This is a genomic window from Bacillus sp. IBL03825 (assembly GCF_024712505.1).
Classification (GTDB): domain Bacteria; phylum Bacillota; class Bacilli; order Bacillales; family Bacillaceae_G; genus Bacillus_A; species Bacillus_A wiedmannii.
Genome location: NZ_JAMXKE010000001.1, coordinates 3,346,793 through 3,370,498, shown reverse-complemented (window position 1 = coordinate 3,370,498; position 23,706 = coordinate 3,346,793). Strand labels below are relative to the sequence as shown.

Sequence of the window (23,706 nt, the reverse complement as noted above, 5' to 3'; positions counted from 1 at the left end):
CTCCTTAATTTGATTCAGAAGTTGTGTAGTTTTTCTTGATGATATCTTTTATGTTGATAATTAAGGATATAAGGAATCCAGCAGCTAGGATACCGTTTACCCAGTAATATGTATTCCCGGATGTAAATGTATTATAAAAGGAATCGATATTATAATACACTAAGCCTGCTGAAATGACGGTAGAGATTACTAACGTACCAAAACTTTTCATGACGCCGTCCTCTGATTCTGAAAATTTAGACTTTTGATACAATTATACATTTAAATAAAAAGGTTTACAAAGGAATTACCATAAGGAGGAGTTATAACGATTTTCTTCCAATTGATGGTTTTTATTTTTGAAAAAATAACTATTTTATAAAAAAAATTTTTTTGACCCCCATAAAATTATTTGTTCCTTCGAATATATGTAAAGTAGAAGAAAATAAATGGAAGAAAAAGCTAAAATTACCAAAAATATAGCGAAGAGTTATTCAAAGATTGCGGCTAAAATAGAAAAGAGCAAGTGGTATTGCAAAAGAAAACAAGAAAGCAGTACAAAATACAGACTTCACTTTAGTACAAGTGGAAAAAATAGTCATATAAAAAATCGGCCTCGAAAAATATGAGTAATAGCAAGTAGACAAGCCCAAAGAAAAGTACTAAGAAAATGTGGTTAAATGGTCACTTGTTTAGTGGTCATTTTGCTATTTGAAGCAGAAGGAGGCTGGAAGATTACTAGTGTTGAGTTTAGTAATGAAGATCCTAAGAAAACCGAAAATAGAAGATATCGTATATAACATACAAAACAACGGAGGAGATAAGGAAGCATTTATCGTACAGTATCAGCCTTTTATTAGAAAATCCATATCGTCTGTCTGTCGCCGATATATTACAGAACAGGATGATGAATATAGTATTGGACTGTTTGCGTTTAACGAAGCAATTGAACAGTATTCATATAAAAGAGGGAAATCTTTTCTAGCGTTTGCTGATCTTCTTATAAAAAGAGATGTAATTGACTATATACGCAAGGAGTCTAAGCATAACTTTGTCTTTTTAAAAGAAGATGAGCAAGAGGAAATGTTAGAAAGGCAAGTATCGCTTACGGAGTATATGAAAGAAATCGAAAATAGTAACCGTAAGGAGGAAATTCTTCATTTTCAAAGTGTGTTAGCTGAGTTTAAAATTACATTTTCAGAGCTTGCTAAAGAATCTCCTAAGCATCGTGATACGCGTGAGCACCTAATAGAAATTGTGAAGATTATTATAAAAGAAGAGGAAATGATGGAAGAGCTGTTCCGTAAGAAAAGATTACCCCTAAAACATATTGAACCACTTGTTAGGGTAAGTCGTAAAACGTTGGAACGACATAGAAAATACATTATTGCGATGAGTATTATTTTTGCAAACAACTATACATACATTCTTGATTATATAAGAGGGGAAAAGCATGATGAATAAAGGAATTGTGATGGATATAAAAAAGCATAACGTAGTTGTTTTGACTCCAAATGGAGAGTTTATTACATTTAAAAGAAAAGCGCACCCATACATGATAGGAGAGGAAATCTCGTTTAACAAACAAGAACAAAGAGCGTCGCGTTTTTCCATACTACCTTTCTTAAAGCCTACAACAGTAATTGTTGCTGGTTTTCTATGCGTATTGCTGTTTTTTTACAATCAACCAGAAGAAAAAGTGTTTGCTTATGTCTCAGTTGATATAAATCCAAGTTTAGAGGCGAGCGTAACGAAGGATCTTCGTGTTATAGATTTGCGGGCTCGTAATGATGATGGAAGGCGTATTTTACAAGAAATGAAAAGATGGGAAAATAAACATCTGCAAGACGTAATACGTACGATTATAAAGCAAAGTCAAGAGGATAAGTATTTAACGAATGATAAGCAAGTTATGCTAACAGCTGTTGCAAAGGATAAGTCACTAGCACCACAGTTGATAAAGGAAATGAAAGAATTAACGAAAGAATATGAGCTAAAACATATTACAGTCGAATATCAAAGTAGCACGATGCAAGTACGAGAGGATGCTAGAAAAGCTGGAATTGGCACAGGAGTCTATATAAAGCAAGAGAATGAGAAGAACAATTCGCTTACTCCACCTGCCACGCCGTCTAATCCGGTGGAAAACGAAGAAGAGGTGCAATCGCAGCAGGAGTCAGCTTCTGATGCATCACCAGATTTGTCTCCTGTAAAAGAAAAAAAATATGAGAAGCCAGAGCATGAAGAACAAAAGAAAACAGAGGAACAGCCATCGAGGCAAATAAAAGAAAACAATGGTAGAGGATCTCAGCAAGAAAATAGAGGGAATCAGCAGGAGAATAACGGTAGAGGATCCCAACAAGAAAATAGAGGGAATCAGCAGGAGAATAACGGTAGAGGATCCCAACAAGGAAATAATGGGAATCAGGAAGGGAACAACGGTAAGGGATCCCAACAAGGGAATAATGGAAAACAGGAAGGGAACAACGGTAGAGAATCGCAACAAGGAAATAATGGGAATCAGGAAGGGAACAACGGTAGAGAATCGCAACAAGGAAATAATGGAAAACAGGAAGGGAACAACGGTAGAGAATCGCAACAAGGAAATAATGGAAAACAGGAAGGGAACAACGGTAGAGAATCGCAACAAGGAAATAATGGAAATCAACAAGGGAACAATGGGAGGGGGTCTCAACAAGAAAATAGAGGCCACCAACAAGGAAATGAAAAGAAGAATCAATAGAATATGGAAGTAAGAGATTCAATTCAAAGCTAAAAGGATTTATCTTGCTATTGTGGACAGTAAAACTCCCATCTCTAATTTTGGCTGGGGCAAAGAAGTTAGATGGGAGTTGGGCTGCTTGTAAATGCCCAATTGGAGAGGGCTGATTAAAGTTGCATTTTATTATTCTATAGTTTTATTAAGAAGGAGTATGTGAAAAATATAATGGAGAAAAACATTCAACAAGAGAAAGATAAATCAAAACCTATTTTTTATGATCCTAAAGGAAGGAGAAATATAGCTTTTATCTCGTTTCTATGTATCTCAATAGTTAGCGTAAGTATTGTATTATATTTTTTCTTTCAAAGTATTTTTTCAACACCAGAAATTCCAAATATGAATCCTACTGTAAAACAAGATACGAAACTTGTACCAATTAATCAAAAACTTAGTGACGAGCAGTTAAAAAAGGAAGAATTCAAACCGAATACCGAAATGAGGGATAATAAAAATTTGGTGAGTTCGACGAGCGATAGTAAACAACCTAAAGAAGTGTATGGTTTTTATGTAAATTGGGATGAAAATAGTACAGCGTCTTTAAAAGAAAATATCAATTCATTAACCACGTTAGTACCAGAATGGTATCATTTAAAAGAAGATTTAACGATTAGAAGTGAGATAAAACCTGAGATTGTAAAACTAGCAGAAAAAAATCAAGTGAAAATTATGCCGTTACTTACTAACTATACAGAGGAAGCTTCTGGTCCTGATAGTGGGCTAATTCATAAGTTACTGAACTCCCCAAATGATGTAAAGACAAAGTTTATAAATGATTTAGTAAAGCAAGTTGAAAAGAATCGATTTGCGGGTATTAATATTGACTTTGAGGCGATACCTGAAAGTGATAGAGAAAACTTAACAAATTTTATGAAAGAACTTACTACGGTCTTTCATAAACATGGTTTGCTCGTTACACAAGATGTTCCAGCTAACGATAAGGCTTTTGATTATAGTGCGTTAGCGAAGGTAATAGATCGAATGATTGTAATGATGTACGATGAGCACTATGGAGCGGGGGAACCAGGGCCAATTGCTTCGAATAAATGGTTCCAACATACATTGAAAGAACTGAATATTCCGTCTAATAAACTTGTAGTTGCTTTCGGTAACTATGGATATGATTGGAAAGTGAATAGTAAAGAACCTGCGAAGTCTTTAACTTTTTCAGAAGTTATGGCAATGGCTCTTAATTCAAATATGAAAATTCAATGGGATAAGATTAGTGGAAATCCTTATTTTAGATATAAAAAAGGAGAGAAAGAACATACTGCTTGGTTCTTAGACAGTGTTACTCTCTATAATCAAGTGAAAATCGCACTGGACAACAATGCAAAGGGGTTTGCACTATGGAGATTAGGAGCAGAAGACCCTACAATATGGAAGGTTTTAAAAAATCCGATTGAGGCACAAAAAAATCTTGATGCATTACATAAAATTACTAGTTTAGATGAAGTGAATTATTCTGGACAAGGTGAAATTTTACAGATTGAGAATGAAAGAAAAAATGGTATGAGAGATTTTAAAGTGGGAAAAGATGGTTATCTTACAGATGAAGTATATGAATCCTTACCATCTGCATACGAAGTGCAACGATATGGCAAACCAAATGGGAAACAAGTAGTATTAACATTTGATGATGGACCAGATCCGAAATATACGCCGGAAATTTTAAATATATTAAAAGAGAATAAAATAAATGCAGCGTTTTTTGTACTTGGTGAAAACGCGCAACTAAATCCTAGTATTGTGAAAAGAATATACGATGAAGGGCATGAAATTGGCAATCATACTTTCAAGCATCCTAACGTCGCTGATACGTCTTTACTACGAACAAAATTAGAGCTTAATACGACGCAACGTTTAATTCAGGAAATAACTGGACATTCTACGGTTTTATTTAGGCCACCATATGAAGCGGATGCTAACCCAGATTCATCAAATGAAATATTGCCTATTTTGCGTGCACAAAATATGAACTATACAATGGTAGCGGAAAAAGTTGATCCTGAAGACTGGGCAACGCCATCAACAAATGAATTAGTAAATCGTGCTCTTACTCCCGTTTATAAGGGAGAGGGAAATATTGTTCTACTGCATGATGCGGGAGGGAATCGTACCCATACGGTAGAAGCGCTTCCGATTATTATTAAAGAACTTAAAAAACATGGATATAGTTTTGTAACAATTTCAGATTTAATGAATAAAGAACGAGATGAAATTATGCCTCCTGTTTCTTCTGAAGGAAAGCAATATTTACTTTACAATAAAGCTGTCTTTTCAGGAGTGGGATACTTTAAACATATAGTAACAACTATTTTTTATATTGCCATTGGATTAGGTATTTTTCGATTCTTATTCTTAATTTATTTTGCATGGAAGCAGAAAAGAAAAACGCTATCTCGTTGCATTAATTCGTCCTATCAACCTTTTGTAAGTGTTGTCATAGCAGCATATAATGAAGAAAAGGTGATAGCCAAGACGATTCGCTCAATTTTGGATAGTAATTATAGGGAGTTTGAAGTTATTGTTGTGGATGACGGATCGACAGATGGTACATTAAAAGTAATGCAAGAAACATTTTATAAACACCCTAAAGTTCGTTTCATTCAGAAAGAAAACGGCGGGAAATCATCGGCAATGAACCTAGCGTTTCAACAATCGCGAGGAGAGATCATTGTCACTTTAGATGCGGATACTATTATTGCGCAAGACGCTATTTCTCTCATGATTAGACACTTTGAAGATCAGAATGTAGCGGCAGTTTCAGGTAATGTCAAAGTGGGGAATAGACGAAACTTGTTAACTACTTGGCAACATGTTGAGTATATTACAGGGTTTAATTTAGAACGTAGAGCTTTTGATGAGTTAAATTGTATTACAGTAGTTCCAGGAGCTATTGGGGCATGGCGTAAAAAAAATGTAGTGGAATCTGGTTATTTAAGTGAAGATACATTGGCAGAAGATACGGATCTTACTATTACATTTGTACGTCAAGGATATAGAATTGTATATGAAGAAAAGGCGTATGCTTATACGGAATCACCTGAAGATGTGAAAAGTCTCATTAAACAGCGATATCGTTGGTCATATGGTACACTCCAATGTCTTTGGAAACATCGAAAGGCATTGTTTAATACAAAACATAAAACGTTAGGATTTATTGCATTGCCTAACATGTGGTTATTCCAATATGTTCTGCAATTCATTGCTCCTTTAGCGGATATATTAATGATCATGGGGCTATTTGGTAGCGATCCGCTAAAAGTTTTAGGATTTTATCTTGTATTCTTTTTATTAGACCTTCTCGCATCTCTGTTTGCATTTAAATTAGAGAAAGAGGACCCTAAACCGTTAATGTGGTTAATTTTACAACGCTTTATTTATCGTCAATTTATGACTTATGTTGTAATTAAATCTATATTCTCATCTATTCGAGGAGTAGCGGTAGGATGGAATAAATTAAAGAGAATGGGGAGTGTTAAGCATTCTACCGAACATAAGGAGGCATCATAAGAGGGCAGTTTACCTGCTCTCTTTTTTCATTGTTTTTAGTAAGTTATATGTAATATAAAGCTTTCGCTTCTATAACGAAATTTCTAATGATTACTGATAGTGAGACACTCTGCTAAGATACACCTTTAGTTTCGGACTAAAGTTTTTTATTTTTTTTAAAAATGACGGACATAAAATCGTATATGCCTTCGAATTATATATATGGATAACATAAATATGTATATAAAAGGGGAGAAAAAACATGAAAGAAATGTATGAAGAAATCACTGAAATATTGAAGGTATTAGCACATCCTGTCCGTTTATCATTAGTAAAAATAATGCTTGCAAAAGGTCCTATTAACGTAACGACAATGTATGAAATGTTACAAATGCCTCAAAGTACAATTAGTCAACATTTATCTAAACTAAAAGCTACGAAAGTCGTTACAGGTACTCGGAAAGGGTTAGAAATTTATTATGAGGTAACTGACAATCGCACAAAATCAATACTAGCATGTTTAGTTTAAATACTGATTGTCTAGACATTAAGAAGAGGATGCTAAAGTAAGTTTATGACTACAATTTTTAAGATTTTATACAAAAGTAATATGTATAAGTGTGTGTGATTTTCTTACTAACATAAGTTGTATGTAGACTGGTTATTAATTTGTTATACTTCTTAATTAGCTTATTTTATTTATTTAATAATATTGTATGATCTTCACCTTGTTAAATTTAATATTATTTTATTAAAAATTAGTAAGGTGAAGGATTATTTATGTACACATGAAATATTTTATAAAGAGTACGACTTTACTCCAAAGTTACATTTTTAGTTTTTTCATCTATAGATCTAATACTAAAGGGAAAATAACTGAAATATAAATGTAATTGAAAGGAGTGGAATAACAATGGAGGTAAGCCTTTTTTTAGGTTTTTTTTGGGGATGGGTAACGGTTATCATCACAGGAATACTTTTTGTGCGACCATCTGTACTACGTGAACTGAAAAAATTAGTGGTAGAAGACAGAGGATTTGGAATTATGTATGGCTTTCTATCAATTTTCCTAGGATTAGGTACTGTTATCCTGCATAATGTTTGGACACTTAATTGGCAGGGACTCATTACACTGATTGCATGGCTCGCACTATTAAAAGGGATTTATGTAATTGCATATCCTGAACCATCCAAGAAAACCGATTTCGAAGTAAGGGTACTATCTACTCGTATAGTGCTTGCTATCCTTGGTGCTTTATCTTTATGGATGCTTATAATACTTTATATGAAATAGAGACAAATATTTATGATCATGAGAGTATGTAGGTGGGGAGTTTTGGGTAGTCCTTTGGAACGGGATTTTATAGTTAACTGTAAATGTAGTGTTTCTTCCCCTGTAGATATGTTTTTATAAATAGTGAGATGGGCAAAACGAAGAGAGTCCTAAATAAATAGGATTCTCTTCGTTTTATAAAAGTGAATTTATCTTATATCACTAATACAATTGATAATCATTTTTCTGGACTATTCGCAATTATCTACCTTGTTATACTCAATGTCGGCTATGTGACCATCCGGTCGAATCAAAACGGTATCTATATTTTTTAACTTGGGATCTTGTATTTCTCCTACTATCACCTTTATGTGTGAATCAATATTTATTTTATTTATCTTATCTATATAAGAAGGGTGTATTAATAAGATAAATTTACCATCCTGCATTAATTCAAAGAGTCTATAACTTTTCTTATTTAGAGAAGAAATAGTGAGATTTGTACATCTTTTTCCTATCAATGGATGCCTTTCTGTATCGTGCATCGACGAATACATTATCCCTAAGCCACTTACTCTTTCAGATAAATCGTGATTTATCTCGGGGTATGTAAGTAGGTGCGAAAATAAATCCCTTAATTCCATTCCTGCGTTTGAAAAGTTTATCATTAATTGTTCTTGCGCTTGTACTTCCTTGAAAAATTGTTTTCCCACAGCATGTCTTTCAATATGATAACTTTCTAATAGGCTTTCATATTTTTTTTGTTTTATTGCGAGTCCTAATTTCCAGCCTATATTAAAAGCATCTTGTAGACCTACATTTAAACCTTGTCCTCCAGCAGGGAAATGAATATGTGCTGCATCCCCTGCTAAGAATACACGCTTATGTTGATAAGTATTTGCTAGTTTGGTTGCATTACCAAAACGAGAAAGCCATATTGTGCTCTTAATTTGAAGATGTTCACCTGTAATACTATAAATACTATCTATAAACTCTTTTTCTGTAACAGCAACATGAACAGGTATTGTCTGATTTTTAGGATCAACAATTGCAAAACGAAATACATCAGGTGTAATAGGTACCATCATTAATATCCCAATTATATTAGAAGTAGATAAAAATGGAGTATCTGGTATATCTTCTAAAATAACATCACCTAATATAGCAGTAGTTGTTGTGTTTGTTCCATTAAACGGTATATTTGATAATTCACGAACTATACTTCTTGCTCCATCAGCTCCTATTACATATGGAACTTCTATTTTATATATTGTTTCTCTTTGTTCTATTTTTAGTTGTACGAATGTTTCATATTGTTTTAAGTCTTTCAGAGTATGCCCGCGTTTAATGACTACACCTAATTCTAATGCATGTTCTTCTAATATTTCTTCTGTAATAGATTGGGGAATAAAAAGTGTATATGGAAAATCAGTATTTAAATTTTTAAAGTTTAATCTTGTATCTAAGGCAGCAAAATGACTTGTATTTAATTTCTTTCCTCTAGCTAAAAATCTATCTGCAATACCTCTCATAGCCATCAATTCTAAGGAGCGGGGGTGTAGTGTGAGTGCTCTAGAATTTCGTACCCTGTCTAATCTTCTCTCTAAAACAACAACTTTTACGCCTTGGATAGCTAATTCACATGCTGCCATAAGTCCAACTGGACCACCACCAACTACCGCTACATCATAATAATTGTCCATATCATGCCCTCCATTTATTTAATTGTTTAAGAGCTAATGTGAAAAATTGTAAATAGATTTATAAATGCTATCTATTGTACATATATAAGTATACTTCATTTTAGTTTCCTTAGAAACTAAAATGAAGTTCCTAGGAGAAGTCTACATAGTAAGTGTGTAGTTAAAGCTATATAGCGTGTCTACAGCAGTAGCCATTGGGTAGCATTGATATGTAATGGCGTTTGCATTAAAAGCTGCAGCTTCTTCTGCTTGTGCTATTTTTGCTAAAAATGCTACTGTTGTAGTTCCATGTGGGAGTTGTAAAGGTCTTTCCGCTATTCGTAGTTTTAATGAAGTAGTAGAGGTTTTAACTCGACTTCAAATAATTCGCTTTCAATTTCATTAAGTGCATACATTGATACAGGATGTGGAGAGGTATTAGATAAGACTTGTGATGAAAGAAGTTCTCCTGATGATGAGTAAAATGTAACAAACACTTGTGAAAATGGAGGGACCATAATGATTACACGGTCAGTTTTTTGTAACGTATTAACCAACTCCAAAATAATATAGTTTTATAAAAATCAAAAAACAATAGATAAATATAAAGATATTATTATGGGTACTTTTCCGATAGTGAATTAAGAAAATTAATAAACTCTTTATTTTATTGTAAATAATGTAAGAGCACACAAATATGCGTGCTCTTAGAATAGAAAGGTAGTTTTCTATGAGTAGGGAGTCCCCATACAATAAAATATGCTTGTCCAATTTAAATGTGAGAAGTTTTTTAATAAAAACGCTATTTGGTAAGTCTATGTAAAAAAACGTCTTGTACAGGCACTCTTTGCAAAGTATTTTGTCTGCAGTCATAATTTTTAAAGTTGATGAGAGCTGTTATCCGACTAATAAAACTAGCCATTAAGCTCCCAAAAAAGAAACCCCATCGACCAGTTACTAGAGCGACAGTTAAGAAAAGAGTGGTATTAAAATAATCATTATTCAAGATGTTCCTTTATATGAAGTGAATTCCGAAAACAGGACACAATTGTAGTCCATCTATCACTTATGATTGCTGTTAATTATATGGAGCATGTAGAACTAGGATTGTAGAAAGTCCTGATATTTGTGCATATTCCACTTCAGATTATTATACCGGTAATTTATATTTGTTATTGCTATAATTCGCAAAAGGATACATTCATAAGGGGATATTTTAAAGGATTAGCGGTGATCAATATATATATAGTGTTAAATGCAGTGATGATGTTTTACTATGACTATGACTATGACTATGAGATAACCCGTATTTTTCTAGTCATAATAAAACCACATCTCAAATTGTCGACTGTATGTCTAACAACTAGGATGCGGTTCAATTAATAAAAAGTGTCCGAGTTAAATATAAGGTAAAAAGTATAGGATACTTTTGTTATAAAGAGTATTTATAGATGAATGTTATTGTTTTTTACTTTTGAAAGATTTGAGGTTCTAAATTACGAGTTGTTGGAGTACCTCTAATATAAAAGTTCAATAGAAATATTGAACTACTAATATGAATGTATCAGATTTAATAAAGATGGTAATGTTCTGTTAGTCATGTAATCTTTTCATTTGATGATCTTTTCCCCATTCACATAGTTCATCCATAATTTGCATTAAAGATTTCCCGTATTCGCTTATTGTGTACTCAACCTTTGGTGGTACTTCTTGATATACAGTACGATGGATAATCCCATCAGCTTCAAGTTGCCGAAGTTGTTGAGTCAGAACTTTTTGCGTAATGTTTGAGATTTCTCTTCGGATTTCATTTGTTCGCATTTTTCCATCCATCAAAACACATAAAATATGAACTTTCCATTTTCCGCCGATTACATCGAGTGTCGTTGCAATTGGGCAGTCTTCATTTTGATTCATATAACACCTCCACAGGTACTTTAAGGTTCCTATAGCACTTTAAAGTACGTACTTTTCAATTATATGTGACTCATTCATACTAATACGTAAAGGGTTGATTAATTTATAAAGGGGATGGAAGATGATGAAAACACTTGTAATTGTAGCACATCCTGATATTGAAAAATCAAAAATTAATAAAAGATGGATTGAAGAAATTGAGAAATATTCGGATGAAATTACGGTGCATGAATTGTATAAAGTGGCACCGAATTGGGAGTTTAATGTGGAAGAGGAACAAAAGTTGTTAGTAGAACACGACCGATATATATTTCAATTTCCACTCTACTGGTACAGCTCACCACCATTATTGAAAAAATGGTTTGACGATGTATTAACATATGGATTTGCGTACGGATCAAAAGGGGATAAAGTGAAGGGAAAAGAGTTTGGTGTAGCTATTTCTATAGGTGGATTAGAAAAAGACTATGAAAATAGCGGAATTACAATGGATGAGTTAACGAAACCATTTCAAGCTACTTGCTTATATACAGATATGAAATTTATACCTTCATTTTATTTATATGGTGCCGAATATAAATTAAGTGATGAAGAGATTGATAAAAGTGCACCGGAGTATGTGCGCTATGTGATGAATAAGGAGTATTCTAATATATAAGAGGCAATAGCCATTTACTTGTTAAGTAGATGGCTATTTTTAGTGAATTTATATTCACTAAGTGTAATCTTTAGTAAATTAATAGTTAATCTGGTAAAATAAAAAACCTAACATATATAAAGGGGAGTTTTACTTGAGAACGATGCAAAAATTATTACAAAAAAGAGCAATGCAATCACCAAATTTGGAAGCGCTTGTAGGCGGAGAGAAACGGTATTCGTTTCAGCAGTATAATGAACGAGTAAATCAGCTTGCACATTATTTGTTACATAATGGTGTGCAAAGAGGCGATCGTATAGGAATACTATGCAAAAATAATCACCTGTTTCCAAGCGTTATGATGGCAAGTTTAAAAATTGGAGCGGTATGTATTCCGCTAAATCATCAGCTTACTGTTTATGAACTAGAAACGATTGTAAAAGAAGCGAAATTAAAAGTGTTAGTTATTGATGAAGAATTTAGTGAAGTTTTATTAAAGATTGATGCTGTTAAAGAAATTCCTTATGTAATGAAAACGACAGAAGAAGGTTTTGGTTCGTTTGAATTAACATTACAAGAACAGCCAAGTACAGAGCCGAACGTAGAAGTTCATGAAGATGATGATGCGATTTACTTATTTACTTCAGGAACGACTGGACAGGCAAAAGCATGTGTAATTGGACATAAAAACTTACATCATTATTTTACTGAAATTGCGGGGCAAAGAGAATTTCCTGCAGGTGAACGCTTTTTATCCGTGCATCCATTATTTCATATGAGTGGCGTGCTTTCTATTTTAAATTGTATTTATCATGGTGTTACGATGATTTTCTTAGCTGATTCGAATCCTACTCTAATTTGGGATAAGATTGAAGAAGAGAAAATTACGACGATGCTTGCGTTCCCAGCTGTTTATAGCTACATGCTGGATGAGCTAAATAAAAAGGAACGAAACATTTCAACTTTTAAAGTAGCGCAAAGTGGTGGTACAAAAGTGCCAGAAACCCTCATTCAAAAATATATGGAAAAAGGAATATATATGGTGCAAGGATATGGGAGTACAGAAGGTTGGGTTGTAACTTCATGGCATCCAATGATGGGAAAAGAAAAGATGTCTTCTGTAGGGAAAACACTGAAACATGTAGAGCTGAAAATTGTTCATCCAGAAACAGGTGATGAACTAACAACAAATGAAATTGGAGAGATTCATGTAAGAAGTCCATACATGTTTAAAGGGTATTGGAATAATGAAAAGGCGACAAAGAAGGTAGTAAAAGATAGTTGGTTTAACATGGGCGATGCTGGCATGATAGATGATGACGGATTCCTGCATATTATGGGAAGATATAAAGACGTTATCATACGCGGTGGTGACAACGTATATCCAGATCAAGTAGAAGATGTTATTCATGAAATACATGGTGTTTTAGAAGTTGCAGTAGTTGGGGTTTCAGATGACTTTTGGGGAGAGATTCCGACAGCGTACATTGTAAAAGACATGCAAACGTCTTTAACGGAAGAAGAAATTATACAGCATTGTAAAGGAAAATTAGCAAGTTATAAAATACCCGAAGTTGTATTTATGGGAAAATTGCCGAAAAATGCTTTAGGAAAAGTGTTGAAGAGGGAATTAAGAGAAGGTGTACTTATAAAATAAAAGGTTATTAAATAATGAAGAATCCAGTTATGTATAAAGTATAACTGGATTTTTTGTGAATAATATAATAATTTCAAGAAGTATTTAATACATTAGAAAAAAATTAATGCTTTATCTAGCGAGTATGTTAGTAATGTCTAATTAATGTGATGAAATGGAAAAGAAAGCAGTACATATACAGTTAATTTTTAACAAAGGAGTTGTTTTACTAAGAAAAGAATTTTAAAATGCGAATTTCCTTTCTGTTTGAATACTAGTAAAATAAATACGTTTTTTACAGAATATACAAACTGATTTGATTTTTATATTTCTAAGTGAATATGAAATATTGCATTTAGAAACACATTGAAGTTCATGTAAACAATTATTATAATTTACCCAGAATGTAGTTTTTGTGCGGATTTGGATAAATTGTATAAAAACGGAATATTCTTTTTTTGGGGAAAGTAAGTAAAGGAATGAATCATGGAATTTTCAAAAGGAATATTCATTTCTAAACTTTATATTTTTTGATAAGAAATCTGGTGGAGAATAATTCTAATTCGCTTATTTAGTATTCTATATTCTAAGGTGAAATCTCTTTGAATAAGGAAATGGATCTTCATATAGAATCATTTGCTTTTATACTACTTGAGGGGTCATGTCTTATACTAACAAATAATTCATTATAATTATAATGAATATTATGGAAGCATTTATAGGTACCTTTAAATTTAGTGTAAGTTTTCGAAATGTAAACACAAAATAGTTTTTCTATAAATATATGTAATTATGCACCTCGTGTTATATATTAACATTATTTAAAATTAAATATAAAAATGGTATTTTTTATAAATATATGTTATTATATACCATGCACTGAATATTCCTGTTTTGGAAATGGATATAAAAATACTGTTTTATAAATTTATACTGTAATATACCATGTGCTGTATAAGGGGAGACGGATGTTGAGAATTCTATTAAATAAAGACTTGCTTGTATATGAAGAGAATAATGAAATGATTTTAATTAATATGGTTAAGAATAAATTTTATGCTTTGGATTATATGGGGACTGTTATTTGGAAGGAAATAGTTAGGGAAAAAAATGTAAAGAAAATAATAGAATATATTTGTAAGGAATTCAATGCGGAATATCAAGAAGTAGAAGATGATATTTTAAACTTCATTTTTGAGTTGAAAAAGGCAGGGGTTATTAAAATTGCTTAGCAAAATAAATAGTATATACCATTATATAAGGATATCTTTATTGTTAGTAACTTGTGATGTGCAATTATCTTACATGGGGTTTAGCAAGACGTTTGAATGGTATACAAAAAAATTTTTTTTAACCAAAAAGGTAACATATGATAAAGAATCCTTTGAAAAAACAGTAAATGAAATAAATGAACTTTTTGATGTACTAGATATCATATGTGCATGGTATCCGAGAAAATCTGACTGTATTCACAAAACATTATTAGGCTATAAAATTATTAGAAGAAAATATGGAGTTCCTGTTGATATGGTAGTTGGAATAAGAAAATTTCCTTTTGAAGCTCATGCTTGGCTACAGTATAAAAATCAAAACTTTTTTGAAGAAGAGACGAACAAATATAGAATTATATTAAGGTCAAATGATTTAAGAGGAAGTGAGTAAAATGAATTGGTTTTTGGCTTTTGTATCTGTAGAAAATATAGATTTAGAACAAATAAGTATTAAGAATTTAATTTTTAACGAGTTTAAACAAACAGCAATGGAGGTTAAAGGGGAAAAAGAGGATTTCCAGTTTGTTTATGCAAGTAATAAAAATAATAAAATAAACGAATTCATGTTTGAAAATATTGTAATAATCGGTGATGTTTCGTTGCATAATAGAAAAGAGATTATTATAAAATATAATTTAGATATGAATATGGATAACGAGCAATTAATTAGCTATCTATATATAAGGAAAGGAATTGAAGTTTTAAAAGATTTGATAGGTGAATTTTCATTTATATTATATGATCAGGACAGAAAGAAAGTATATGCTGTAAGAGATCAGATAGGTATAAAAACACTATTCTGGATAAGACGAAAAGATGGCTATATTTTTGCTAGTGATATTTTTTTATTAAAAAACTTTTTTGATTTTAGTAATCTGAATAATGACTATTTTAAGGAATTTCTTGAGAAAGATGGAATATTAGATTCTAGAATTACTCCGTATAGGGATGTAAATAGGCTTTCGAGTGGAAGTTACCTAATTTCAGACACAAGTAATGGTAATTTTAAAATGCATCAGTACTGGGAACTGTCCAATATAAAAAATACTATAGTTTATGAAAATCAATTAGATTATTTTGAGGAATTCACAGATTTATTGTTAAAATCTGTAAAAGGCAGGTTGGTTACAGAGACTGGAAATTCAATCATGTTAAGTGGGGGGATGGATTCAACTTCATTATACGCACTTTCAAAAAATATTGAGGCACAAGAGAATCAATTTAAGATATCGTCAGTTAGTGCCGTGTTTGATGAGCTAAAAGAATGTGATGAGAGAATATATATAGAAGAGTTACTTAGTATGTATAAATCAGAAGGACAATATATAAATTGTGACAATAAATTAGTGTTTGAGGACTTCCCTAATACTAAAGTATTTTCATATGAACCCAGTGTAAATGCCACATCTTTTAGTTTAATGTATCCACTTTTAAGAGATTCAGTCCATAATGGAGCATCAAATGTATTGAGTGGATATGGTGGTGATCATTTATTGACAGGATCTTTACATGTAACTCGTGATTTTTTGAAGAAAAGAGAAATCCGAAAAGCCTTTGCTTATATGACTAATTACTCTATATGTACAAATACATCTGCTTTTCAAAATTCTATAAATTATATGTTTTTTCCTAATGTTGCAAAAGAATATGTATTAACCAAGAATAGCAATTATTATAAATATATGAGCAAAAAAATGGAAAATATAAAATATTTCCATCAAAAAGAATTATATTACCAGATCTCTAATGCTAAGGCACATTTGTATATGGACAAAGTATTAGGAGCATTTGTAGGTGCTGATATAAAACACCCATTTTTAGATAGGAGATTAATTGAATATATTTATAAAATACCCGGAGAATTTAGATTTTCACATATGAATACAAAATATATTTTAAGAAAATCTATGGGAAACTATTTACCAGAAAGTATAGTTAATAGACAAAACAAGACAACTCATTTAGCTTATATATACAAGAGTATTCAAAAAAAATGGCCTGTAATTCTTAAAGTAATGCAGCACCCTATGATTGTAGAAAATTTAAAGTTGGTAACTCAAAAATTTTGGGAAGAAGAATTATATAAGTGGAGAAATGGTGTGGAAAATCATGAAAGCTTTTGGGTTCTATTTATGATTGAAATATGGTTAATCCAATATATGCAGGTAATAAGTAGAGGGTAGTATGTAGCGTTGTTTTTGAATTTTATAACATTTATTTTGTTTGAAATAAATAACGCATTAGTTTCATATAATATATTCTATATATTATTCTAATTAGTCAAGTAACATAGAATTTCTATAATTAGTGTGAAACCAATGCGTTATTTAATAAAAAATTTGGAGAGGAAGTATATAAATGAAAACATATGTTAAACCATCAATTGTAGATTGTGGGAAAAGTGAAGAGGTAATAAAAGGTAAATGTGGATGGGGGAAAGAAATGCCTGGATTTGATAAAACAGGTGGTTATTGGGGAACAAGAAGGATGAAATATCAACAAGGACAAATATTATGGGCATGTGGTAAAGAAACCGTATGTTGTCCGCAAGAGAATGAATGCTAATATAATAAATTAACAATGGAATAAATAACGCATTTAGAGAATTATACGTAAATATTTACGTATAATTCTCTAATTTTTATTGCGAGGAGGCGGTAGTAATTCTTTACTTTATAGGTATTGTATTTGTTTTTTTATTTGTATGTATTTATATGAAAATTAGTAGAGAGGATAAGTTTGTTAGAAATATTACAAGTGCATCCAAATTTCACAAGGAGGTAAATAATTATAAAGGATATATTATATGTACTGAAAAGAATGGGATTATTAATGAAGTTAACTTATTAAAAAATATAGTGACGTATATTAATAAAAGAGAAGAATGTATTATAGTAAATTTGACAAATGATATATACAGTAAATATATTGACATGGAATTAGTGAGGATTTTAAACATTAAGACAGTTCCAACTATCTTATATATTAAAAATGGGACAGTAGTAAGAGAAGTAATTAATTTTGGTGATTTTCAAGGAGAAGTAACTAATAAAGAAATTATAAAAAAAATAAAAAATAAACTGAGTGAGTTTGAATATGAAAATACTTTATACAATATTAATTAAATTAGCTTACATTACAATCGGTTTGATTTTTTTAAAAAGTAGCATAAATAAAATAAATAAGTCTTTTTTATATTATATAGCTTTAGAAGATTACAATATAATCAAAAACAAAAAAATATTAAAAATAATAGCAGCGGTTTTAATTAGTTTAGAATTATTATTAGCGGTAGCGTTAATTGTAACTGTATATCCGGATTTATCGTTAATTATAGGTATATTTATTCAAACAATGTATATCACATTTTTAATTGTTAATATAAATAAAAAATTTAATAATAATTGCGGATGTTTCGGACTAAATACACCAAAAGAAATAACAATGAAAAATTTAGCTATTAACATATTAATATTAGTATCAATAGTGATGACATATGGTATAGAAATTAGACTTATATAAAGGAATATAAGATATGTATTTGAGAAATGGAAGGAGAGTACCTATTTGTGATTATAGCATTAATATTTTGTATATCGGTAGGAATAATATTATTCATTTCCGGTTTATTCAAAGTGTTTGGGTTAAAAGCGGCATCTGAATCAATTATTGCTATGAATGTCATACCTGTTAAAATTGCTAAGCCAATTAGTTTAATATTTCCTTTTATTGAATTGCTGATAGGGATATTGTTAATATTTTCAAGTGAAAGTATTATAGTGAACATTACGGCAATTAGTTTGATTGTGATATTTGTATTAGTTAATTTCCAAGCAGTTGTAGACAAAAGACAAAAACCTTGTTTTTGCTTTGGGAAAATGATAGAAACAAAAATAGGTTATGGGGGTATGGTTCAATCCTTGTTACTTTTAATAAGTATACTAGTAAATGTGATATTTAATAATATGAATTTAATTATGATACTAGATCAGGGAAACCAGGTTGTATATGTTGTATTAATAGTAACTGTTTCTATTTTTTGGGCAGTAACATTAATTTTAATTCGTATAATAATGGAAAATATACTGACTAATAAGTAGAACTAGTAACTTATAAAAGGGGGGATGAGCAATGGGTGTTAATGAACAAATTATAGTTACACTCTTACTTATTTTAGTAGTGCAATGTCTAATGCATATAGCTGTAATTTTGAAATTGAAATCGAAAAAAAACATTAAAATAGGTCCTAGAATAGGAGGGAATATAAAAAACTTGAGCTATGAAAAAAGTAATCAGGAAATAAAAAATATTTATGATGATATAAAAGAAACAAAAAATATTTTTATTTTTCTAGACTTAAATTGTACAGAATGTAATAAATTATTTTACTCGCTAGATGCTATCAAAAAAGAATACTTGAACAATGTAAGACTAATTTTAATAGAGGAGGATTGTAATCTGGAGTCTATTGATAAAAATGAATACAAAAATCAAATCAGGTTTATGAAAGAAGAAACTATTATGAAGGAATTGGAGATAAATGTATTCCCTTTTTTAATACAGGTAGACAATGAAGGTGAGTTGCAAGATAAAAATTATATAGGGAAATCCAATTTAATGCAGTATATAGTATGAGAATCCATATGGAAGGAGGGAGTATAGTGAAAAAAAATAATTCAGTTTGAACTTTTATAAAGACACAAAAGTATTTCTTAAAATTAATATATATAGAGCATTCTTTAAGTTTTATCCTTTATTTTATATTATCAATTTTTACAGCTGTTATTCCTCCAATTGTAATATTCTTAGATAAAAATATAATTGATACTGTTAGTAATATAAAAGAAAATCCTGACAATTATTCAATTGCAATATATTTATTGATAGTATTATTTATAATTAAATTTGTATCGGAGTTGTTAGAGAATACCATAACATATATATTCACTAGAATTACAAAAACTGTTAATTATATTTTAAAAAAAATGATTTTAACAAAATTAATACAAATACCCTTAAAAGAATATGAAAGCAGTGTTTTTTTTGACACGATAAACTTAGCTACAATGTCTATAAATGGGAATGGGATTCAAGTTGTTAATAATGTTGTAGGTGTAATTAAGAATATAATTTCGTTAATAGGCATTTTAGGAATATTATTAGCCATTAATTGGTTATTGCCTATAGCGTTATTTATTTCCACATTACCTGGTATAATCATAATTTTTATTTTAAAGATTAAAGATTATAAGATGAATCAAGAAATAGCGGTAAGAAATAGGGAATTGAATTTTACAGATAGCCTTTTTGTGAATAAAAATGCTATAAGAGAGATGAAAATAAATAATTCAGGAGCCTTTTTAATAGAGAAATGGTCTAAATTATATAAAAATATTCAAAAATCAAACTTAAGATTGGCCTTATGGGAATGTAAAACAAAATCGTTTGCTACATTTATATTACAAGCAGCTAGTTTAGGAGTGGCATTATTACTTGTGAAGCAAATGTATGTAAAAACGTTATCTATTGGAGATTATGTTGCTTTATTGACAGCTGTAGTATCGGTTCAGAACATCTTTGGGTTAATGGGAGCCAACATGGGAGCGGTTTTTGAAACAGTAATATATAATAATGCTCTTATGAGGATATTGGAATATAAAATAAAAGAAACTAAGCAAATTAACGGTTGTAATTTAATGAATATTAGAAAAATAAATTTGGAAAATGTTTCATTTTGTTATCCAGGAACTCAAGATAAAGTTTTGGATAATATAAACCTGGAAATTAACAAAGGAGAAAAGATTTCAATTGTTGGGTATAACGGATCGGGAAAAACTACGCTAGTAAATTGTATTTTAGGATTATATGAAGTTGATGAGGGAATAATTAAAATTAATGGAGAAAATATTGATGAAATAAATAAAACTAATTATTCCGAAAAAGTATCTGCTGTTTTTCAAGATTTTTATAAATATAAATACAGTGTACGAGAAAATATTGGTTTGGGTGATTTGACAAAAATTAATAATGAAGAAATGTTATATGATATTTTGAGGAAGGTAGGATTATATGAAAAAATAAGGAATTATAAACAGGGTCTAAATACATATTTAACCAGGGAAATGGATGCTGGAAAAGAATTATCTGGAGGAGAATGGCAGCGGATAGCTATTGCAAGAGGATTTCTAAAAGATGCTGATTTGATAATTCTAGATGAGCCCACTGCAGCGTTAGATCCAGTGACTGAATTGAATGTTTTTAAGCTGTTTAATGAATTATCCCAAAATAAAACAACTATAACAATCTCTCACCGCCTAGGTCCAACAAAATTTGCAGATAGGATTATTGTAATGGCTCAAGGGAAAATAGTTGAAGAAGGTAATTATAATGAATTAATAAAGAAAAAAGGATTATATTATGAAATGTATATGTCACAATTAAAGTGGTATGAGTAAGGTTTAACAAAAACTTTCACGTGAAAGTTTAAACTTTACTATGCTATATAAAATAAATATGTATTATTATGAAGTAGCCCTAAATCCATTTTTCAGTCTGTTCGTGAATCATCAAATTGTAAAATATGGTTGCTATAAAAATACTGATAAGTATAACAAGAGGAGTGTTTCTAGAAATTGTTCTTAAATTTATCTAGGAGCACTTTTTAAATGTAAATACTGTTTTTTTTGTAATGACTGCTGGCACTCAGATAATAAGATATAAATTTAGAATACAGATTTTGTAAATGAAAATGAACAACGGTGAATTTTTATCCGAAAATTATTAGTATAAATAACTGAATTTTCTTTTTGTAAGTTATATTAAAATAAGACATGCAACACCTAAGTTTAAAGATTTTGCAGGTTCAAAACAAGAATTAGCTCATAGTATCGGTTTGGAAGTAACGGATTTAGATGCAAGTGTACCGATTGTATATGGAAGTACGGGGAACTGGACTGTAATTGTACCGATTAAAAATCTAGATGCATGTGAAAGAATGAAACATAAAAATGAGGCGTTTCCATCGGTATTAAAAGAAATACCTAAGGCTTCTATCCATCCAGTTTGTCTAGAAACTTATGATGAACAGGTGCAAATGCACGGTCGTCATTTTTCATCACCTTATTCTGGAACGATTGAAGATCCTGTGACAGGAACAGCTTCAGGTGTAATGGGAGCGTATTATGCGACGTATTTGGAGAAAGATGTTGACCATGAACTGGAGTTAATCGTTGAGCAAGGGCAGGAAATAAATAAATAAATAAAGATGGTCGTGTAACGGTTTATGTAACGAAAGATGTAGAAAATGATAACTTACAAATTGATATTGCTGGAACAGCGGTGTATGTAAAAGAGTTTGAAATTTCAATATAAAAGAATGAAGCCCAGTATATAACCTGGACTTCTTCTTACCTGTTCAACACTTCAATATACGAAGCATCCCCAGCTGTTCTAATAGTAGAGCGGAAATTATTGTTTTCTAACGTTTCAGCAACTTGTTTTAATTGCTGTGCATCATCGTGATGAATAATTAAACTATCTGCACCACTTTCTTCTATATGAATATGCTCAACATTTCCAATCGCTTCATGTATAGCTTTTAAAAATTCAGGTTTCATATTGTCCTCCTATATGTATGTAACGTCGTTAAATAGTATTTCCTTATTTTTGAAATATAAAAGTAAATGAAAGGAGAAATGAAAATGAATATAACGCAGTTCAAAGAACATATTACATCACTTTTTGAAGAGCATCTTAATAAATACGGTGATGACGAGTAGGGCTTTACTCACATTAGTAAAGAGGAATTTCACAAGATAGGTTACACGACAAATTTGACGCTAGAAACAAATGAAGAAGCGTATAGAAATGGTGTCGATATGATAGTTACACATCATGCACCGTGGAGTTTTCTATTCGGTATGGAAGAGGCTTGTATTGAGAAATTAAAAGAATATGAAATGAATCATTTTTGGATTCATTTGCCGTTAGATTTTGTAAATTTTGGCACGTGTACGTCGTTATTTAATGAAATTAGGATAGATACAATACTGGAATATTCCACGTATGAGGAAGAAGAGCTACCGGGAATAGGAGAATATAAAGAAGCGATTCCGTTTTCAAATTTAGTTGAAAAACTTGAAGAGAGAATGGAAGAGAAAGTGAAGAACTGGAAAAATCATGACAGGCCAGTAAACCGGATTACGATATTAACAGGTGCAGGAAACAATACAAACCTTATTGAGCGTGCGCTAGAAAAAGGTTGTGATACGTACATAACGGGAGAAAAAACATTATATACAGTGCAACATGCGAAATTTAAAGGCATCAATTTGATTGTAGGAAGCCACACATTTACAGAAGTATTTGGTGTAGAAAGTTTGGCTCGTAAGTTAAAAGAAAGAGATCGTGCAATAGAGATTATTAGATTAAATGAAGAGCATTTGGAGTGAGGGAGATGGTAACTATATGCGCAAATTATGGGGAATCAAAAGTGAGGTTAACGTGGAAAAAAGATTGTATATTGCCAGAATACGAAAGAATCACGAGTGTTCACGGTTTTTGTTTTCATAATAATAAGGTTTTACTGATAGACCATGAGCAGCGTGGTTGGGACTTTCCTGGTGGGCATATAGAAGAAGGGGAACTACCAGAAGAATGTTTTAAAAGAGAAGCGTGGGAAGAAGGTTATGTAAAAGGAGAATGTACTTTATTTGGATATATTATCGTTGACCATAGTGATAATCCAAATTGGAATGAAAATAGTCCGTATCCAAAAGTAGGGTATCAGCCGTTCTACCGGATGGAGATTAATGAAGTGCATAAGTTTGACGGTGAGTATGAATCCGATAAAAGGATGTTTGTTAGAGTAGAAGAGAGTGCAGCGTATCATTATAAATGGAATGAATTATATGATGAAATCTTGAAGGAAGCCGTTTTGATAAAATGAAAATTAATTTCTGCAATATTAAGATGTTAGAAGGGATTCTCTTGCGATTGTCAAATAATAGTAAAGTTGTCTTTTGAATTGAGAGAATCT

Annotated in this window: 22 protein-coding genes and 2 pseudogenes; 20 read left to right on the top strand and 4 right to left on the bottom strand. The window is 31.1% G+C overall.

Annotated elements, in window-relative coordinates; translation table 11 throughout:
* Window positions 1-4: 4 nt before the first annotated feature.
* Window positions 5-211, bottom strand: coding sequence for a hypothetical protein (locus tag NHG49_RS17235; protein ID WP_088047108.1), 207 nt, complete (start codon window positions 209-211; stop codon window positions 5-7).
* A gap of 509 nt (window positions 212-720) precedes the next feature.
* Between NHG49_RS17235 and sigI the strand changes: the two genes are divergently transcribed.
* The 5 genes from sigI (at window position 721) to NHG49_RS17210 (ending at window position 7,547) form a co-directional block, all read left to right on the top strand.
* Window positions 721-1,443 carry an RNA polymerase sigma factor SigI gene (gene sigI / locus NHG49_RS17230; protein ID WP_064475907.1) on the top strand — a complete coding sequence of 241 codons (723 nt, stop codon included), beginning with the start codon at window positions 721-723 and terminating at the stop codon, window positions 1,441-1,443.
* Entirely contained in the window at window positions 1,436-2,722 is a 1,287-nt protein-coding gene (locus tag NHG49_RS17225; RefSeq protein ID WP_308664680.1) for an anti-sigma-I factor RsgI family protein, read from the top strand. Before sigI ends, NHG49_RS17225 begins: the two co-directional genes overlap by 8 nt.
* 204 nt (window positions 2,723-2,926) lie before the next feature.
* The gene (locus tag NHG49_RS17220; RefSeq protein WP_258126866.1) at window positions 2,927-6,274 is read left to right on the top strand and encodes a trifunctional glycoside hydrolase family 18/polysaccharide deacetylase/glycosyltransferase family 2 protein; all 3,348 of its coding nucleotides are present in this window, start codon (window positions 2,927-2,929) and stop codon (window positions 6,272-6,274) included.
* 241 nt (window positions 6,275-6,515) lie between these two features.
* Window positions 6,516-6,782 (top strand): ArsR/SmtB family transcription factor, encoded by a 267-nt coding sequence (locus NHG49_RS17215; RefSeq protein WP_048560064.1) that lies wholly within the window; start codon window positions 6,516-6,518, stop codon window positions 6,780-6,782.
* Window positions 6,783-7,166: 384 nt separating this feature from the next.
* The gene (locus NHG49_RS17210) at window positions 7,167-7,547 is read left to right on the top strand and encodes a hypothetical protein (RefSeq protein WP_088047110.1); all 381 of its coding nucleotides are present in this window, start codon (window positions 7,167-7,169) and stop codon (window positions 7,545-7,547) included.
* A gap of 230 nt (window positions 7,548-7,777) precedes the next feature.
* Here the strand turns inward: NHG49_RS17210 and NHG49_RS17205 are convergent, their stop codons facing one another.
* Window positions 7,778-9,229: an FAD-dependent oxidoreductase gene (locus NHG49_RS17205; RefSeq protein ID WP_258126349.1), complete on the bottom strand. Its 1,452-nt coding sequence runs from the start codon at window positions 9,227-9,229 to the stop codon at window positions 7,778-7,780.
* Window positions 9,230-9,443: 214 nt separating this feature from the next.
* Between NHG49_RS17205 and NHG49_RS17200 the strand changes: the two genes are divergently transcribed.
* The gene (locus tag NHG49_RS17200) at window positions 9,444-9,614 is read left to right on the top strand and encodes a hypothetical protein (RefSeq protein ID WP_179194443.1); all 171 of its coding nucleotides are present in this window, start codon (window positions 9,444-9,446) and stop codon (window positions 9,612-9,614) included.
* A 1,187-nt stretch (window positions 9,615-10,801) separates the two neighbouring features.
* Here NHG49_RS17200 and NHG49_RS17195 read toward each other — a convergent pair.
* Window positions 10,802-11,125, bottom strand: a complete 324-nt coding sequence (locus tag NHG49_RS17195; RefSeq protein ID WP_064475902.1) for a winged helix-turn-helix transcriptional regulator — start codon at window positions 11,123-11,125, stop codon at window positions 10,802-10,804.
* A gap of 124 nt (window positions 11,126-11,249) precedes the next feature.
* Between NHG49_RS17195 and NHG49_RS17190 the strand changes: the two genes are divergently transcribed.
* The 12 genes and pseudogenes from NHG49_RS17190 to NHG49_RS17135 all read left to right on the top strand — a co-directional run.
* Window positions 11,250-11,783, top strand: coding sequence for an NAD(P)H-dependent oxidoreductase (locus tag NHG49_RS17190; protein WP_064475984.1), 534 nt, complete (start codon window positions 11,250-11,252; stop codon window positions 11,781-11,783).
* Between the two features lie 133 nt (window positions 11,784-11,916).
* Complete coding sequence (locus tag NHG49_RS17185) at window positions 11,917-13,419, top strand: class I adenylate-forming enzyme family protein (protein ID WP_258126348.1); 1,503 nt, start codon at window positions 11,917-11,919, stop codon at window positions 13,417-13,419.
* A gap of 950 nt (window positions 13,420-14,369) precedes the next feature.
* Window positions 14,370-14,630: a PqqD family protein gene (locus tag NHG49_RS17180; RefSeq protein ID WP_258126347.1), complete on the top strand. Its 261-nt coding sequence runs from the start codon at window positions 14,370-14,372 to the stop codon at window positions 14,628-14,630.
* Between the two features lie 40 nt (window positions 14,631-14,670).
* A complete protein-coding gene (locus NHG49_RS17175) occupies window positions 14,671-15,060 on the top strand; it encodes a lasso peptide biosynthesis B2 protein (RefSeq protein WP_258126346.1) in 390 nt (129 codons plus the stop codon).
* Between the two features lies 1 nt (window position 15,061).
* The gene (locus NHG49_RS17170) at window positions 15,062-16,852 is read left to right on the top strand and encodes an asparagine synthase-related protein (RefSeq protein ID WP_258126345.1); all 1,791 of its coding nucleotides are present in this window, start codon (window positions 15,062-15,064) and stop codon (window positions 16,850-16,852) included.
* Window positions 16,853-17,027: 175 nt separating this feature from the next.
* The gene (locus NHG49_RS17165) at window positions 17,028-17,234 is read left to right on the top strand and encodes a hypothetical protein (RefSeq protein ID WP_258126343.1); all 207 of its coding nucleotides are present in this window, start codon (window positions 17,028-17,030) and stop codon (window positions 17,232-17,234) included.
* 149 nt (window positions 17,235-17,383) lie between these two features.
* Window positions 17,384-17,794, top strand: a complete 411-nt coding sequence (locus NHG49_RS17160) for a thioredoxin domain-containing protein (RefSeq protein ID WP_258126342.1) — start codon at window positions 17,384-17,386, stop codon at window positions 17,792-17,794.
* Complete coding sequence (locus NHG49_RS17155) at window positions 17,766-18,191, top strand: MauE/DoxX family redox-associated membrane protein (RefSeq protein ID WP_258126341.1); 426 nt, start codon at window positions 17,766-17,768, stop codon at window positions 18,189-18,191. Before NHG49_RS17160 ends, NHG49_RS17155 begins: the two co-directional genes overlap by 29 nt.
* A 47-nt stretch (window positions 18,192-18,238) precedes the next feature.
* Complete coding sequence (locus NHG49_RS17150) at window positions 18,239-18,769, top strand: MauE/DoxX family redox-associated membrane protein (protein WP_258126340.1); 531 nt, start codon at window positions 18,239-18,241, stop codon at window positions 18,767-18,769.
* 31 nt (window positions 18,770-18,800) lie between these two features.
* Entirely contained in the window at window positions 18,801-19,304 is a 504-nt protein-coding gene (locus NHG49_RS17145; protein WP_258126339.1) for a hypothetical protein, read from the top strand.
* Window positions 19,305-19,549: 245 nt separating this feature from the next.
* Window positions 19,550-21,124 (top strand): ABC transporter ATP-binding protein, encoded by a 1,575-nt coding sequence (locus tag NHG49_RS17140; protein WP_258126338.1) that lies wholly within the window; start codon window positions 19,550-19,552, stop codon window positions 21,122-21,124.
* A 356-nt stretch (window positions 21,125-21,480) separates the two neighbouring features.
* Window positions 21,481-22,040: pseudogene (locus NHG49_RS17135) on the top strand (PhzF family phenazine biosynthesis isomerase); the annotation flags it as partial.
* Window positions 22,041-22,075: 35 nt separating this feature from the next.
* Here NHG49_RS17135 and NHG49_RS17130 read toward each other — a convergent pair.
* Window positions 22,076-22,285, bottom strand: coding sequence for a hypothetical protein (locus NHG49_RS17130; RefSeq protein ID WP_002014052.1), 210 nt, complete (start codon window positions 22,283-22,285; stop codon window positions 22,076-22,078).
* Between the two features lie 84 nt (window positions 22,286-22,369).
* Between NHG49_RS17130 and NHG49_RS17125 the strand changes: the two are divergent.
* Together NHG49_RS17125 and NHG49_RS17120 are read left to right on the top strand one after the other, a co-directional pair.
* Window positions 22,370-23,119, top strand: a pseudogene (locus tag NHG49_RS17125) (Nif3-like dinuclear metal center hexameric protein).
* 5 nt (window positions 23,120-23,124) lie between these two features.
* Window positions 23,125-23,616: an NUDIX hydrolase gene (locus tag NHG49_RS17120; protein ID WP_002014049.1), complete on the top strand. Its 492-nt coding sequence runs from the start codon at window positions 23,125-23,127 to the stop codon at window positions 23,614-23,616.
* Window positions 23,617-23,706: the final 90 nt, after the last annotated feature.

Bases quoted from the DNA above. Each gene is read 5' to 3' on its own strand.
- NHG49_RS17205 (WP_258126349.1), bottom strand. From the start codon at position 9,229: ATGGACAATTATTATGATGTAGCGGTAGTTGGTGGTGGTCCAGTTGGA.
- NHG49_RS17220 (WP_258126866.1), top strand. From the start codon at position 2,927: ATGGAGAAAAACATTCAACAAGAGAAAGATAAATCAAAACCTATTTTT.
- NHG49_RS17190 (WP_064475984.1), top strand. From the start codon at position 11,250: ATGAAAACACTTGTAATTGTAGCACATCCTGATATTGAAAAATCAAAA.
- NHG49_RS17195 (WP_064475902.1), bottom strand. From the start codon at position 11,125: ATGAATCAAAATGAAGACTGCCCAATTGCAACGACACTCGATGTAATC.
- NHG49_RS17210 (WP_088047110.1), top strand. From the start codon at position 7,167: ATGGAGGTAAGCCTTTTTTTAGGTTTTTTTTGGGGATGGGTAACGGTT.
- NHG49_RS17130 (WP_002014052.1), bottom strand. From the start codon at position 22,285: ATGAAACCTGAATTTTTAAAAGCTATACATGAAGCGATTGGAAATGTT.
- NHG49_RS17145 (WP_258126339.1), top strand. From the start codon at position 18,801: ATGGGTGTTAATGAACAAATTATAGTTACACTCTTACTTATTTTAGTA.
- NHG49_RS17160 (WP_258126342.1), top strand. From the start codon at position 17,384: ATGAAAATTAGTAGAGAGGATAAGTTTGTTAGAAATATTACAAGTGCA.
- NHG49_RS17170 (WP_258126345.1), top strand. From the start codon at position 15,062: ATGAATTGGTTTTTGGCTTTTGTATCTGTAGAAAATATAGATTTAGAA.
- NHG49_RS17215 (WP_048560064.1), top strand. From the start codon at position 6,516: ATGAAAGAAATGTATGAAGAAATCACTGAAATATTGAAGGTATTAGCA.
- NHG49_RS17120 (WP_002014049.1), top strand. From the start codon at position 23,125: ATGGTAACTATATGCGCAAATTATGGGGAATCAAAAGTGAGGTTAACG.
- NHG49_RS17200 (WP_179194443.1), top strand. From the start codon at position 9,444: ATGGCGTTTGCATTAAAAGCTGCAGCTTCTTCTGCTTGTGCTATTTTT.
- NHG49_RS17155 (WP_258126341.1), top strand. From the start codon at position 17,766: ATGAAAATACTTTATACAATATTAATTAAATTAGCTTACATTACAATC.
- NHG49_RS17225 (WP_308664680.1), top strand. From the start codon at position 1,436: ATGAATAAAGGAATTGTGATGGATATAAAAAAGCATAACGTAGTTGTT.
- NHG49_RS17165 (WP_258126343.1), top strand. From the start codon at position 17,028: ATGAAAACATATGTTAAACCATCAATTGTAGATTGTGGGAAAAGTGAA.
- NHG49_RS17235 (WP_088047108.1), bottom strand. From the start codon at position 211: ATGAAAAGTTTTGGTACGTTAGTAATCTCTACCGTCATTTCAGCAGGC.